This is a genomic window from Streptomyces sp. NPDC005281 (genome assembly GCF_040607495.1).
Lineage (GTDB): Bacteria > Actinomycetota > Actinomycetes > Streptomycetales > Streptomycetaceae > Streptomyces.
The window spans coordinates 113,029-126,461 of the sequence record NZ_JBEXGX010000007.1; the positions used below are offsets into that span (position 1 = coordinate 113,029).

Consider the following 13,433-nt stretch of genomic DNA (forward strand, 5'->3'; position numbering starts at 1 on the left):
CTCCTACGCCGGCTGTCCGAACAGTTCCCTCAGGACGTCCTCCATCGTCACCAGTCCCGTGAGCCGTCCGTCGCTGCCCATGACCGCCGCGAGGTGAGTGCGGCTGCGGCGCATCGCGGTCAGGACGTCGTCCAGCGGGGTGCTCTCCCGGACGCGAGCGATGTGCCGCATGTCCTCCACGCGGAACGGCACCTCGCGGGGGACCGCGTCCAGCGCGTCCTTGACGTGCAGGTAGCCGACGATCCGGCGCCCCTCGTCGACGACCGGGAAGCGGGAGAATCCCGACTCGACCGACAGCCGCTCCAGCGCTTCCGGAGTTACGCCCACGCGCGCGTAGACCACGCGTTCCACCGGGAGCACGACGTCGTGCACGGGCCGCCGGCCCAGCTCCAGGGCGTCATGCAACCGCTCCTGGGCGCGGTGGTCGATGAGCCCCGCCGCACTGGAGTCCTTGACCAGGCGGGAGAGTTCGTCGTCGGAGAACGTCGCCGCGACCTCGTCCTTCACCTCGACCCGCAGCAGCTTCAGCAGCCCGTTGGCGAAGGCGTTGACCGTGAAGATCACCGGGCGAAGCGCGCGGGAGAGCGCCACCAGCGGCGGTCCGAGCACCAGCGCCGTCCGCACGGGCTCTGCGAGTGCCACGTTCTTCGGCACCATCTCGCCGAGCAGCATGTGCAGATACGTCGCCAGGGCCAGCGCGATGACGAAGGAGACGGCGTGGCCCGCGCCCGAGGGGACGCCCGCCGCGTGGAACACCGGCTCCAGCAGGTGCGCGATGGCGGGTTCGGCCACGATTCCGAGCACCAGGGTGCACAGCGTGATGCCGAGCTGCGCGGTCGCCAGCAGCGCGGAGACGTGTTCGAGTCCCCAGAGCACACTCCGAGCCCGCCGGTCGCCCCGCTCGGCGTGCGGTTCGATCTGGCTGCGGCGCACCGAGATCAGCCCGAACTCGGCGCCGACGAAGAAGCCGTTCACGACGAGTGTCGCGAGTCCGATCAGCAGTTGTACGGCGGTCATCGCGCGCTCTCCTCGGCGTCGTGCGGGGCGTGCAGCAGCACCCGTGCGGCCCGCCGCCCCGAGGCGTCCACGACATCGAGCCGCCAGTCGTCGGCCTCGACGGTGTCTCCCTCGGCGGGGATGCGGCCGAGCTCGGCCGCGATGAACCCGGCCAGGGTCTCGTACGGTCCGTCGGGCACCCGCAGTCCGACCCGGGCGAGCTGGTCGGTACGGGCGGACCCGTCGGCCGAGTACAGCGCCCGGCCGTCGGCGTCCGTGCCGACCGGGGCGAGGTCGGGGGTCTCGTGCGGGTCGTGCTCGTCGCGGACCTCGCCGACGACCTCCTCCACGATGTCCTCCAGCGTGGCCACACCGGCCGTACCGCCGTACTCGTCGATGACCACGGCCATCGTGCGCTTGCCCGCCAGCCGGTCCAGAAGCCTGTCGACGGTCAGCGACTCCGGTACGAACAACGGCTCGCGCATGATCTGCGAGACCGGTGTCTGCGTCCGGCTCGCGGCGTGCACGGTCAGTACGTCCCTGATGTGCGCGACCCCGACGACCTCGTCGAGGCTCGCGTGGTAGACCGGGAACCGGGACAGGCCCGTAGCCCGGGTCGCGTTCGCCACGTCCTCACAGGTCGCCTGGACGTCGAGCGCGATGACCTGGACGCGCGGTGTCATCACGTTCTCCGCGGTCAGGTCGGCGAGGTTCAGCGTCCGCACGAACAGCTCGGCCGTGTCCGCCTCCAGCGCGCCCTCCTTGGCGGAGTGCCGGGCGAGCGCCACGAGCTCCTGGGGCCCCCGGGCGGAGGCCAGCTCCTCGGCGGGTTCGAGGCCGAAGCGGCGTACGACGTGGTTCGCGCTGTTGTTGAGATGGGCGATGAACGGGCGGAACGCCGCGCTGAACCAACGCTGTGGTGTCGCCACCCGCTTGGCCACGGCCAGTGGCGAGGAGATCGCCCAGTTCTTGGGCACCAGCTCGCCGACGACCATCAGGAATATCGTCGAGAGTGCCGTGCCGATGATCAGGGCCACCGAGTTCGACGCGGAGGCCGGGACGCCGAGCGACTCCAGGGGACCCGCGATGAGCTTGGCGATCGACGCCTCGGAGAGCATGCCGACGACCAGGTTCGTCACGGTGATGCCGAGCTGGGCGCCGGACAGCTGGAAGGTGAGGTTCCGTACGGCCTTCAGAGCCCCGGAGGCGCCCGTCTCGCCGCGTTCCACGGCACGTTCCAGTTCGCTGCGCTCGACCGTGGTCAGGGAGAACTCGGCCGCCACGAAGGCGCCGCAGGCCAGTGACAGCAGAACTGCGACCAGCAGGAGGAACACTTCGGTCATCGGGTCACCTCCGTCCCATGATCGGCCAGGGACAGGGGGATCGCGCGATGTCCGCGGCCACCGTGGGAATCACGGCCGCGGGTACTGGGAGGCTCGCCCATGGGCGGACGCTCACACCTTTCGTCGGAGGAACGATGGTCCAATAAGGGTAAAGGATCGGCAAAGCGGAGTCGGCGGCGGCCGTCGCCCCACGGTGCGGGCCTCCTCGTCCGCCCCGGACGCCGGGGATTCCCGGTGCCGCGACAGGCGACTTCGTCCGTCACGGCAGGGCCCCGGCTAGTCGGTGAGCGGCTTCACCCAGCGCCGCCAGTGCTCCTCCGGCGTATACCCCGCCGCCCGCCAGGCATGATGGGCGGTCTCGTTCCGCTTCAGCACCATGGCGTCCCCGCGCCGCCCCCCGAGCCGTACGAAACGTTCCTCCGCAGCGGCCAGCAACGCCGAGCCGATGCCGAGGCGCCGTCGGTCCGGACGGACCGCCAGCCGGTACAGATGACAGCGCCAGCCGTCGAAGCCGGCGATCACCGTGCCCACCAGCTCACCGTCGCGCTCCGCGAGGATCAGGGCTCCGGGGTCCCGGGCGACGAGGCCTTCCACGCCGCCTCGGTCGTCACTGATGCTGGTGCCCTCGGCGGCCGCCTTCCAGAAGGCGAGCACGGCGTCGAGGTCCTCGGGCCGAGCGGTCCGTATGCGCAGGTCGGTCATGGCCCGATCCCACCACGCGGACCAAGTGCCGGAACGGGATTTCCGCCATGCGGACGATCACCGGCCGCGCGGCTCGGCTCGCGGACCGCGGGAGCGAAGACCCGCGCGGACCTGGACCCGAGCGGTCCCCGACCCGGGCGCCCCTGCCACGTGCGGCCCTCGACCCGCGAGTCCCCGCTGCGTTCGGCCCCCGGCCCGCACGGGCCAGGGGCCGAACCGGCCGTGGTCACTCGTGCGCGATGGCCGCGAGCACGTTCATGCGCGAGGCGCGCAGTGCCGGGAGCAGTGCCGCGACGATACCGACGACGGCCGAGCCGATCACGACCGCGACGATCGTCGTCCAGGGGATGGCGAGCGCCTTCAGGCCCTGAAGCGCGAGGATCTGCTGGACGCAGACACCCCAGACGATCCCGAGTGCCAGGCCGAGGACCGCGCCGAACACGGCGATCACCACGGACTCCAGACGGATCATCCGGCGCAGCTGGCGCCGGCCGAGACCGATGGCGCGCAGCAGCCCGATCTCGCGGGTGCGCTCCACGACCGACAGGGCCAGGGTGTTGACCACGCCCAGCACGGCGATGACGATCGCGAGGCCGAGCAGCGCGTACACGAGATAGAGCAGCACGGCGATCTGGTCGTGGACCAGCTTCTTGTAGTCGGCCTGGTCGCGGACCTGGACCTGCGGATACGGCTCCAGGGTCTTCTCCAGCCGGGGGCGCAGCTTGTCCGGGGCGGTGCCCGGGGCCGCGTTCACGTACAGCGCCGAGTCCTGCCCGCCGGGCACGTACTTCTCGATCGTGCCGAAGCCGAAGACGAGTCCGCCCTGTGTCCCGAACCCTCCGCCGCCCTGGTCGGTGAGCGCGCCCACCGTCAGCCGGGTCGTGCGGCCGGCGGGGAACTCGACCGGAATCGTGCTGCCGACCCGCACGTCGTGGTCCTTCGCGAACTTCACGTCCATGGCGATCCGGCCGTCGCCGAGCGCCGCCGCGGTGTCGCCCTGCACGTACGTGACGTGGGCGACGTCGTCGAGCCGCGGATCGTAGGCCGCGGCCGTCGTCTCCACCCGCTTGCCGTCGGGCAGCCTGACCGCGACCGGGGTGAACCGCTGCCGGACGACCAGGCCGACCCCCTCGATGGCACGCACCTTGTCCGTGACCTCGTGCGAGAACGGCACGAAGTTGGCGTTCTGGAGCACGAAGTCGGCGCCGAGCGTCCTGTCGATCTGCTGGTCGAAGGACTTGCTCATGGACGCGCTGGCCACGGACATCCCGCCGACCAGGGCGAGTCCGACCATCAGGGCGGCGGCGGTGGCGCCGGTGCGCCTGGGATTGCGCAGCGCGTTGCGCTGGCTCATCCGGCCCACCGGGCCGAAGAGCGCCGGGAACGCGCCGCCGAGGACGCGGATCACCGGGCGGACGAGCAGCGGTCCGGCGATCACCGTCGCGATCAGCGTCAGGACGACACCGAGTCCCAGCAGCGAGGCCGCGGTCGACGTCTTCGTCGAGGAGGCGCATCCCGCGAGCGCCGCGGCCCCGGCCGCGCCGACGACTCCGCCCACCACGGCCCGCACCCGCAACGGCCGTCCCACGCCGGAGACTTCGGCGTCCGAGAGAGCCGCCATGGGGGAGACGCCCGCCGCGCGCCTGGCCGGCAGATAGGCCGCGATGTACGTGACGCCGACGCCGACGACGTACGCCGCCACGGGAGTCGGCCAACCGATCACCATCTCGGTGGACTTGAGGTTCATGCCGAAGGCGGTCATCAGTTTGATCAGCCCGACCGCCAGCCCGATCCCGGCCGCGAGGCCGAGGGTCGAGCCGACCAGGCCGAGGAGCAGCGCCTCGGTGAGCACCGACCGGCGCACCTGACGGCGGTCGGCGCCGAGCGCCCGCAGCAGCCCGAGTTCTCGGGTGCGCTGGGCGATCAGCATGGAGAAGGTGTTGACGATGAGGAATATGCCGACGAGCACCGCGATCCCGGCGAAGCCGAGCATCACGTACTTGATGACGTCGAGGAATCCGCCGAGTTGCTCGGCGGACGACTTCGCCTGCTCCTCGGCGGTCTTCACGTCGTAGGGACCGGAGCCGAGTTCGGCCGAGACGCGCTGCTTGAGGGCCGCGTTGTCGACGCCGGGTGCGGCGTCGACGGAGATGCTCGTGGCGAGGCCGGCGCGGCCGAGCAGCTTGGTCTGCGCGGTCGGGGTGTCCAGGAAGATGAGCGCGGCACCGGGGTTCGTGGTGGTGAAGGTGGCGATCCCGACGATCCGCACCTTGAACGAACCGGGCTGCGCCTGCACGGTCAGGGTGTCACCGATGCCGAGGTGCTTCTTGTCGGCGGTGTCCGCGTCGAGCAGTGCCTCGCCGCTGCCGTGCGCCTCGTGCCCGGAGGTCAGCTTCACCGGACTGCGTTCGGTGAGCTCCCAGTTGGTGACGATCGTGGGGGCGCCCGTCGTCGGCCCGACCGACTTGTTCGCGCTGTCGACGACGGGGGCGTTCTCCACCGACGCGTCCACATGGGTGGCGGAGACTCCGTCGACCTTCGCGAGCCGGTCCGCGAGGGAGGCCGGGACGGTCTCGGTGGCGCCCGTGGGAAGTTGGGACTTCAGGTCGTTCTTCGGCTCCACGGTCACGTCGGCCGCGGTGGAGGCGAAGAGCCGGTCGAAGGTGCGGGTCACCGTGTCCGAGAAGATGAGACTGCCCGCGACGAAGGCCACGGACAGGACGATGGCGAGCGCCGAGAGCAGCAGCCGTCCTTTGTGCGCGAGAAAGCTTCGCAGTGTCGCCTTGAGCACGACCGCCTCAGTCCTTGTCGGGGGTTACGTCGCCGGAGCCGGAGCCGGAGCCGGGAGCGGTGTCGCCGAGGCTGCCGTGGGCCGTGCCGCCGGCGGCGGGAGTCGTGTCACCCACGCCGCGTACGCCCGCGGTGAGGCCCCCTTCGCCCTCGGGTACCGCCTCACCGGCTCCGTCGCGCCCGCCGTCGAAGGCCACCCGGGCCGTGTCGAAACGCTTCATTCGCTCCAGCACCGCTTCCGCCGAGGGCCGTTCCATCTCGTCGACGATGCGGCCGTCCGCGAGGAACAGCACCAGGTCGGAGTGGGCGGCGGCACCGGGATCGTGCGTGACCATGACGACGGTCTGGCCCAGGTCGTCCACGGCCTCGCGCAGGAATCCGAGGACTTCGAGGCCCGCCCGCGAGTCCAGGTTCCCGGTCGGCTCGTCAGCGAAGATCAGCTCGGGCCGGGAGGCCAGCGCCCGCGCGCAGGCGACGCGTTGCTGCTGGCCGCCTGAGAGCTGGGCGGGCCGGTGCTTGAGCCGGTCGCGCAGCCCGAGGGTGTCGATGACCTGGTCGAGCCACTTCTGGTCGGGCTTCTGGCCCGCGATGTCCATGGGCAGCGTGATGTTCTCGGCGGCGTTGAGGGTGGGGATCAGATTGAACGACTGGAACATGAACCCGATCCGGTCCCGTCGCAGCCGGGTCAGCTCGCGGTCCTTCAGCCCGGTGATCTCGGTGCCGCCCAGCCACACCTGCCCGGCCGAGACGGTGTCCAGGCCCGCCAGACAGTGCATGAGGGTGGACTTCCCGGAGCCCGACGGGCCCATGACGGCGGTGAACCGGCCGCGTGCGATGTCCACGTCGACCGAGTCGAGGGCCAGTACCGCGGTCTCGCCGGAACCGTACGCCTTGGTCAGGCCGCGGGCGCGGGCGGCGATCCCGTCCCCCTCCGCGCGGCCGGGAATCTGCTCCGCAGCAGCTGTGGACAAGACCGCCTCCTCTGTCATGGATGGTCCGGACACCTCGTCCGGCCCGAGCGTAGTGTGATCGGACGCACACCCGGTATCCCCCCTAGGTGCCGCACGGTCTCCCTCCCAGGGTGTGGCCCCGATATGGATGTAAGGGGCAATCTCCACCGTGGCTCGGCCCCTCTTGCCTGTGCTAGCGATATCGCGCTAGCTTCGAAGGATGGCGAAGACTCAGCTGAACGTCCGGGTGGACGAGGGCACCGCGCGGGCCGCCCGGGAGAGAGCCCTGGAACGGGGGATGAGCGTGAACCGCTACATCGAGGAACTGGTCCGCCAGGACACCGGGGAAGTGGGCCACACCTTCGTGGAGGCCGCCGCCGATTTCATGAAGCAGTACGAGTCCGTCTTCGCCGAGGAGTTCGGCGCGGAGCGCGAAGGCACCAGCGAAGGTCGTCGTTGATCCCTTGAGCAGTATCAGAGTCGATCTTGCCTGGCTTCTCATGATCGCCGAACGGAAGACACCCGGAGACCCCCAGGTCACCGACTGGGGAGCGCTCGTCGCCGCGGTCAGCCGGCACGAGGCGGAGATCCTCGGCATTCCCGTCTACGACAGCCCGCACGCCCGCGCCGCCGCGCTGCTTCAGCTCCTGCTGCACGTCCCGGCGCTGGAACGCTCCAACGCGATGTTCGCCTCGGCCGTCGCCTACGCCTATCTCGTCGCCAGCGGCCTGAAGGTCGTCACCTCGCCCGAACAGGTGCGGGACCTGGCCCGGCTGGTCAAGAGCGGTGAGGCCACGGTCCACGACATCGCGCACGAACTGCGCCGCTGGAGTCTGTGACAGGACGGCGTGGGGCGCGGGTACCGGCCGTCAGTCGAGCGGTCGGCGGGCCGTGCCCAGAACGCAGTACGACGTAGGCAGACGCGGTCCCTTCTCGGGCATCGACAGCCTCCGGTACGGGCCCAGTTCGAAGCCTGCCTCGCGCAGCGCGGCGATCGGGTCGCGGGCCACGTGGCAGCCGCCGCACAACCGCGGCCACACCGTGGCGTCCAGGCCCCGCTGGACGGACCCCATGACCCGTCCGCCACCCCTGCCGTGCTCGAAGAACCGCACCGTGCCGCCGGGGCGCAGCACCCGGCGCACCTCGGCGAGCGCCCTCGGCACGTCCCGCACGCTGCACAGCACGAGCGAGAGCACGGCGGCGTCGTACGCCTCGCTCTTGACCGGCAGAGCCTCCGCCGCACCCGGCGCCACATCGACGGGCACCTCGCAGCGCAGCGCCGCCTCCACCGCCAACCGCCGCAGCAGCCGCTCGGGTTCGATGGCGACGACCTCCGAGACCGTGCCCGGATAGTGGGCGAAGTTCAGGCCGTTGCCCGCGCCGATCTCGATCACCCGCCCGGACAGCCCCGCGAGCAGCCGTTCGCGCATCCGGCCCATCCCCATGCGGGTCTCGGCGCCGGTGCTGAAGCGGGCGTAGTAGCGGGCGAACACCGGATGGTGCACGGCTCTCGCGGAGGCCTTGCCGGAGTCGGCAGGCCGGAGCGGCTTGAACGGCATTTCGGACCTCCCGGGATCCAGGGCTCACCAGGATTGTCCCCCCAGGACGCCCACCGCACGCACCCCGCACCGGGCGCGCCGCGGATTCACCCGCCCCCGGCCCCGCGGCCCTGTCCTGGCCGCGCCCCCGCCCTGACCCGGTCCCGGGCCGCTGCGTAGTCGCCCGGCGCCGGTGACCGAAACCGCCGGGGCAGAGCGCGCCGGCCCGGTGCGTCGGGTGGTCGGGTCAGGCCGTGTGCGCCGCCGCGAAAGCGCCGGCGTTCCAGCGTCCGCCCAGCCGGTGGTCCAGCCAACTCGGCGCTCCGGTACGGAAGTCCGTGGGCGAGAGGCCACCCGCGCCCGCCGGGACCGCGCCCAGCAGGGGCGCCCCGGACACCGCCGGGAGGTCCGCGAGATTGCACCGCATCGCCAGATCGGGGGAGTCCGGCCAGCTGCCGATCACGACCCCGGCGAACTCCAGCTCACGTGACCGGAGTTGACGAGCCGTCAGTTCCGTCGTGTTGAGCGTGCCCAGCCCCGCCGAAGCGACGACCAGCACGGGTGCGTCCAGCAGCCGGGCCACGTCCGCCAGCGTCCCGTCCTCGTCGTCGAAGCGGACGAGCAGCCCGCCCGCGCCCTCGACCAGCACCAGATCGTGCTCGGTGGCGAGCTTCGCCGCCGCCTCCGCGGCCGCCTCCGGGGAAACCGCCGCCAGTCCGGCCCGCCTGGCGGCCGTCGCCGGGGCCAACGGCTCGGGGTAGCGGCCCAGTTCGAGGGTCGTCACGGCACCGGCGAGCCGGGCCACCTCGTCGGCGTCGCCGCGCTCGTCCGGTCGTACACCCGTCTGCGCGGGCTTCAGGACGGCCACGGACCGGCCCGCCGCGAGAGCCGTGGCGGCGACGGCGGCCGTGACGACCGTCTTGCCCACCTCCGTGCCCGTACCCGTGATCACCAGTACCGCCATCTCAGCCCTCCCGCGCCGCCGCGCACACCGCGCGCGTGATCCGTGCCAGGTCCGTGTCGCCCGTGACGTACGGCGGCATCGTGTAGACGAGGTCGCGGAACGGCCGCAGCCACACGCCCTCGCGCACGGCCGCCGCCGTCGCCGCCTTCATGTCCACCTCGTGGTCGAGCTGGACGACCCCGATCGCGCCGAGCACGCGTACGTCCCGGACGCCCGGCAGCGAGGCGGCCTCCGCGAGCCCGTCCCGCAGACCCGTCTCGATGCGCTTCACCTCGGTCCGCCAGTCCTGTCCCAGCAACAGATCGATGGAGGCGCACGCCACCGCGGCGGCCAGCGGATTGCCCATGAACGTCGGGCCGTGCGCGAGCACCGGGACCTCGCCGCGCGAGATGCCGTCGGCCACCCGCGCGGTGCACAGCGTCGCGGCCATCGTCAGATAGCCACCGGTCAGCGCCTTGCCGACACACATCACGTCCGGGGTCACGCCCGCGTGGTCGGCCGCGAACAGTTCACCCGTCCGGCCGAAACCGGTCGCGATCTCGTCGAGGACCAGCAGCACGTCGTGCTCGTCGCAGGCCTCGCGCAGCACCCGCAGATATTCGGGGGAGTGGAACCGCATCCCGCCCGCGCCCTGCACCACCGGCTCCACGATGACGGCGGCCAGCTCGTCGGCGTGCCGCCCGATCAGCTCGCGCAGGTGGTCGGCGTACGACTCCTCGTACGCGGCAGGCGGCGCGTCGGCGAACACCTGGCGCTGGAGCACGCCCTGCCACAGCTCGTGCATCCCGCCCTCGGGGTCGCACACCGACATGGGCTGCCAGGTGTCCCCGTGATAGCCGCCCCGCCAGGTCAGCAGCCGCTGCTTGCCCAGGCGGCCGAGCGAGCGCCAGTGCTGGAGGCACATCTTGACGGCGACCTCGACCGAGACCGAGCCGGAGTCGGCGAGGAAGACGTGCTCCAGGCCCTCCGGCGTGATGTCGACCAGCCGCTTCGCCAGGCGGACGGCGGGCTCGTGGGTGAGCCCGCCGAACATCACATGGCTCATGCGGTCGAGCTGGCCGCGCGCCGCGTCGTTCAGGACCGGATGGTTGTAGCCGTGGATGGCCGACCACCAGGACGACATGCCGTCGATCAGTTCGCCCGTGCCGTCGGCCAGCCGCAGCCGTACTCCGCTCGCCGATTCCACGACCAGCGGCTCCTGGCGGCCGGGCATGGGCCCGTACGGATGCCAGACGTGCCGCCGGTCGAGGTCGAGCAGTTCCCGCACGGACAGCTCAGGCATTGGGCGCGAGATCCGTTCCGGCACCGCGGCGACGCACGGAGACGAGGTCCGTACGGGCGTCGGCGGGCACCTCGGCCGGAGCCTCGGCCGCCGGGCCGCACACGCCGCCGCCCTCGTGGGACCCGCAGCCCGCCCCGGCGTGCGATCCGCAGCCGGCGGCGCCGTGCGATCCGCACCCGTCCTCCGCGTGCGAGCCGCAGCCGCCGCCGGAGGGCGCGCGGTGCTCGGGCAGCGTCACCTCGCCCGCGTTCTCCACCTCGAAGCCGGCGTCCGCGATCATCTCCAGGTCGGCCTTGCCCGCCTGGCCCTCACTGGTGAGGTAGTCGCCGAGGAAGATCGAGTTGGCGAGGTTCAGGGCGAGCGGCTGGAGCGTGCGCAGATGCACCTCGCGGCCGCCGGCGATACGGACCTCGACGTCCGGGCAGACGAACCGGACCATGGCGAGAATGCGCAGACAGCGCTGCGGGGTGAGGTTCCACTCCTTGGCGAGGGGGGTTCCCTCGAACGGGATCAGGAAATTCACCGGAACGGAGTCGGGGTCGAGCTCGCGCAGCGCGTACACGACGTCCACGAGGTCCTCGTCCGACTCGCCCATGCCGGCGATCAGACCCGAGCAGGCGGACAGCCCGGCCGCGTGCGCCTTCTGGACGGTGTCCACCCGGTCGGCGTACGTGTGGGTGGTCGTGATCTCCCCGTACGTCCCCTCGGACGTGTTCAGGTTGTGGTTGTAGGCGTCCGCGCCCGCCTCGCGCAGCCGCTCGGCCTGGCCGTCGGAGAGCAGACCGAGGCAGGCGCACACCTCGACGTTCTCGTTCTGGTCCTTGATCGCCTTGATCGTGTCGGAGACCCGGTCCACGTCCCGGTCCGTCGGGCCGCGCCCGCTGGCCACCAGGCAGACCCGCTTGGCGCCCCCGGCGAGCCCGGCCGCCGCCGCCCGGGAGGCCTCGTCGGGCTTGAGCCAGCTGTACTTGAGGATGCCGGCCGTGGAGCCGAGCCGCTGCGAGCAGTATGAGCAGTCCTCCGGGCACAGGCCCGACTTCAGGTTGACGAGATAGTTCAGTTTCACCCGTCGGCCGAACCAGTGCCGGCGTACCTTGCCGGCCGCGGCCACCACGTCCAGCACGTCGTCGTCGGAGGTGGCCAGTACGGCCAGCGCCTCGTCGCGGGTCGGCAGCTCGCGCCGAAGCCCCTTGTCCACCAGCGTGTTCAGCAGGTCCATGAGGTCCGATCCTGGACCATGCGACCGCTCCCGGCCAAGGAGAGTTTGCACAACAGAGATGGTTCGACGTGTGGGTATTGCCACATCATGCGCCGCCGGAGCGACCGCTAGGGTCTGTTCACTGCCTACAAATCACCGCCACCGCACCGCAGCGAGACCCGGAGGACACATGGCGTTCGGCTGGATCGACGGACAGGCCGAGGCGCGCCGCCGGGCCGGACTCGTCCGTACGTTGCGCCCGCGCCCAGCCGACTCACCGCTCCTCGATCTCGCGAGCAACGACTATCTCGGGCTCGCCCGCCATCCGGAGGTCACCGAGGGCGCCGCCGAGGCCGCCCGCCGATGGGGCGGCGGCGCGACCGGCTCCCGGCTCGTCACCGGCACCACCGAACTGCACAGCGAACTGGAACGCGAGCTGGCCGACTTCTGCGGCTTCGAATCCGCGCTCGTCCTGTCCTCGGGCTACGCGGCCAACCTCGCGGCCGTCACCGCGCTCGCGCCGCACGGCTCGCTGGTCGTCTCGGACGCGGGCAACCACGCCTCCCTGATCGACGGCTGCCGGCTGGCCCGCGGCACCACACAGGTGGTCTCGCACGCGGACCCCGAGGGCGTGCGCAAGGCGCTCGGCACCCACGACGGACCCGCCGTCACCGTCTCCGACACCGTCTTCTCGGTGGACGGCGACGCCGCCCCGCTCGCCGAACTCGCCCTCGCCTGCCGGGAGTACGGCGCCGGACTGATCGTCGACGACGCGCACGGACTCGGTGTTCTCGGCGACGGCGGCAGGGGCGCCCCGCACGCCGCGGGGCTCGCGGGCGACCCGGACGTCGTCGTGACCGTCACGCTCTCCAAGTCGCTCGGAAGCCAGGGCGGAGCCGTCCTCGGCCCGGCGGCGGTCATCGACCATCTGATCAACGCGGCGCGCACCTTCATCTTCGACACCGGTCTGGCGCCGGCGGCGGCGGGCGCGGCGCTCTCGGCACTGCGGCTGCTGCGCCGCGAACCGCAGCGGGCGGCGCGGGCGCGCGAGGTGGCCACGGCACTGCACACGCGTCTGACGGCGGAGGGGCTCTCCGCGGTACGACCGGACGCAGCGGTCGTCTCCGTGCGGGCACCGTCCCCCGAACGGGCGGTGCGATGGGCGGCCGACTGCCGCGAGGCGGGCCTCGCCGTCGGCTGTTTCCGTCCCCCGTCGGTGCCCGACGGTGTTTCGCGGCTGCGGCTGACGGCCCGCGCGGACCTCACCGAGGAGCAGATCGAGTACGCGGTGGACGTGATCAGCCGGAACCGGTGATCCGGTGGAGCGATCCGGTGGAGCCATGGAGCGGTGGAGCCATGAACCGGTGAACCGGTGGAGCGACCGACCGGTGGTCCGCGGGAGCGGCCGGCCGGTGGTGCGGCGGAGCGGTGAACCGTGCGGGGTCAGTTCAGCCCGGTGATGAACCCCTCCCAGACGTCCGGGGCGAACAGCAGGGCGGGTCCCGCCGTGTTCTTGGAATCGCGCACGGCGACCATTCCGGACCAGGGTCCGGTGCTCGGGCGTGCGGTCTCGACGCAGTTGTTCATCCCGGTACTGCGGCTGCTGCGCAGCCATCGCACAGGGTGCAGTGAAGTGCTGGAAGGTACGTACCGAGGCATTGCAGGCATGA

The 13,433-nt window shown here is 71.8% G+C and carries 13 protein-coding genes; 3 read left to right on the plus strand and 10 right to left on the minus strand.

The features are described 5' to 3' along the window. Nucleotides 1–3: 3 nt before the first annotated feature. The 5 genes from ABZV42_RS12590 to ABZV42_RS12610 form a co-directional block, all read right to left on the minus strand. Nucleotides 4–1,017, minus strand: coding sequence for a hemolysin family protein (locus ABZV42_RS12590; RefSeq protein ID WP_355977003.1), 1,014 nt, complete (start codon nt 1,015–1,017; stop codon nt 4–6). Then, nucleotides 1,014–2,339 (minus strand): hemolysin family protein, encoded by a 1,326-nt coding sequence (locus ABZV42_RS12595; RefSeq protein ID WP_355977005.1) that lies wholly within the window; start codon nt 2,337–2,339, stop codon nt 1,014–1,016. The genes ABZV42_RS12590 and ABZV42_RS12595 overlap by 4 nt, the downstream gene beginning before the upstream one ends. 276 nt (nt 2,340–2,615) lie before the next feature. Next, nucleotides 2,616–3,041, minus strand: a complete 426-nt coding sequence (locus ABZV42_RS12600; RefSeq protein WP_355977007.1) for a GNAT family N-acetyltransferase — start codon at nt 3,039–3,041, stop codon at nt 2,616–2,618. Between the two features lie 226 nt (nt 3,042–3,267). Further along, the gene (locus ABZV42_RS12605; RefSeq protein WP_355977009.1) at nt 3,268–5,832 is read right to left on the minus strand and encodes an ABC transporter permease; all 2,565 of its coding nucleotides are present in this window, start codon (nt 5,830–5,832) and stop codon (nt 3,268–3,270) included. 7 nt (nt 5,833–5,839) lie between these two features. Beyond that, nucleotides 5,840–6,802 (minus strand): ABC transporter ATP-binding protein, encoded by a 963-nt coding sequence (locus ABZV42_RS12610; protein ID WP_355977011.1) that lies wholly within the window; start codon nt 6,800–6,802, stop codon nt 5,840–5,842. Between the two features lie 199 nt (nt 6,803–7,001). On the opposite strand from ABZV42_RS12610, the gene ABZV42_RS12615 reads away from it, so the two are divergent. Together ABZV42_RS12615 and ABZV42_RS12620 are read left to right on the plus strand one after the other, a co-directional pair. Then, entirely contained in the window at nt 7,002–7,241 is a 240-nt protein-coding gene (locus ABZV42_RS12615; protein ID WP_339127977.1) for a toxin-antitoxin system HicB family antitoxin, read from the plus strand. Between the two features lie 4 nt (nt 7,242–7,245). Continuing rightward, nucleotides 7,246–7,620, plus strand: a complete 375-nt coding sequence (locus tag ABZV42_RS12620) for a fic family toxin-antitoxin system, toxin component (RefSeq protein ID WP_355977013.1) — start codon at nt 7,246–7,248, stop codon at nt 7,618–7,620. 30 nt (nt 7,621–7,650) lie between these two features. Here ABZV42_RS12620 and ABZV42_RS12625 read toward each other — a convergent pair whose 3' ends face one another. From ABZV42_RS12625 to bioB, 4 genes are all read right to left on the minus strand, one after another. After that, complete coding sequence (locus ABZV42_RS12625; RefSeq protein WP_356051854.1) at nt 7,651–8,340, minus strand: class I SAM-dependent methyltransferase; 690 nt, start codon at nt 8,338–8,340, stop codon at nt 7,651–7,653. A 226-nt stretch (nt 8,341–8,566) separates the two neighbouring features. Then, complete coding sequence (gene bioD / locus ABZV42_RS12630; protein ID WP_355977017.1) at nt 8,567–9,283, minus strand: dethiobiotin synthase; 717 nt, start codon at nt 9,281–9,283, stop codon at nt 8,567–8,569. 1 nt (nt 9,284) lies between these two features. Further along, nucleotides 9,285–10,565 carry an adenosylmethionine--8-amino-7-oxononanoate transaminase gene (locus ABZV42_RS12635; RefSeq protein ID WP_355977019.1) on the minus strand — a complete coding sequence of 427 codons (1,281 nt, stop codon included), beginning with the start codon at nt 10,563–10,565 and terminating at the stop codon, nt 9,285–9,287. After that, on the minus strand, nt 10,558–11,784 hold the full coding sequence (bioB, locus tag ABZV42_RS12640; protein WP_355977021.1) for a biotin synthase BioB: 1,227 nt from the start codon (nt 11,782–11,784) through the stop codon (nt 10,558–10,560). The genes ABZV42_RS12635 and bioB overlap by 8 nt, the downstream gene beginning before the upstream one ends. 169 nt (nt 11,785–11,953) lie before the next feature. Here bioB and ABZV42_RS12645 point away from each other — a divergent pair, with 169 nt between their 5' ends. Beyond that, entirely contained in the window at nt 11,954–13,078 is a 1,125-nt protein-coding gene (locus ABZV42_RS12645) for an 8-amino-7-oxononanoate synthase (protein WP_355977022.1), read from the plus strand. 128 nt (nt 13,079–13,206) lie between these two features. Here the strand turns inward: ABZV42_RS12645 and ABZV42_RS12650 are convergent, their stop codons facing one another. Next, a complete protein-coding gene (locus ABZV42_RS12650) occupies nt 13,207–13,431 on the minus strand; it encodes a DUF397 domain-containing protein (protein ID WP_355977024.1) in 225 nt (74 codons plus the stop codon). Between the last annotated feature and the right edge of the window lie 2 nt (nt 13,432–13,433).

Bases quoted from the DNA above. Each gene is read 5' to 3' on its own strand.
- ABZV42_RS12590 (WP_355977003.1), bottom strand. From the start codon at position 1,017: ATGACCGCCGTACAACTGCTGATCGGACTCGCGACACTCGTCGTGAAC.
- ABZV42_RS12595 (WP_355977005.1), bottom strand. From the start codon at position 2,339: ATGACCGAAGTGTTCCTCCTGCTGGTCGCAGTTCTGCTGTCACTGGCC.
- ABZV42_RS12600 (WP_355977007.1), bottom strand. From the start codon at position 3,041: ATGACCGACCTGCGCATACGGACCGCTCGGCCCGAGGACCTCGACGCC.
- ABZV42_RS12615 (WP_339127977.1), top strand. From the start codon at position 7,002: ATGGCGAAGACTCAGCTGAACGTCCGGGTGGACGAGGGCACCGCGCGG.
- ABZV42_RS12625 (WP_356051854.1), bottom strand. From the start codon at position 8,340: ATGCCGTTCAAGCCGCTCCGGCCTGCCGACTCCGGCAAGGCCTCCGCG.
- bioD (WP_355977017.1), bottom strand. From the start codon at position 9,283: ATGGCGGTACTGGTGATCACGGGTACGGGCACGGAGGTGGGCAAGACG.
- ABZV42_RS12635 (WP_355977019.1), bottom strand. From the start codon at position 10,565: ATGCCTGAGCTGTCCGTGCGGGAACTGCTCGACCTCGACCGGCGGCAC.
- bioB (WP_355977021.1), bottom strand. From the start codon at position 11,784: ATGGACCTGCTGAACACGCTGGTGGACAAGGGGCTTCGGCGCGAGCTG.
- ABZV42_RS12645 (WP_355977022.1), top strand. From the start codon at position 11,954: ATGGCGTTCGGCTGGATCGACGGACAGGCCGAGGCGCGCCGCCGGGCC.
- ABZV42_RS12650 (WP_355977024.1), bottom strand. From the start codon at position 13,431: ATGCCTGCAATGCCTCGGTACGTACCTTCCAGCACTTCACTGCACCCT.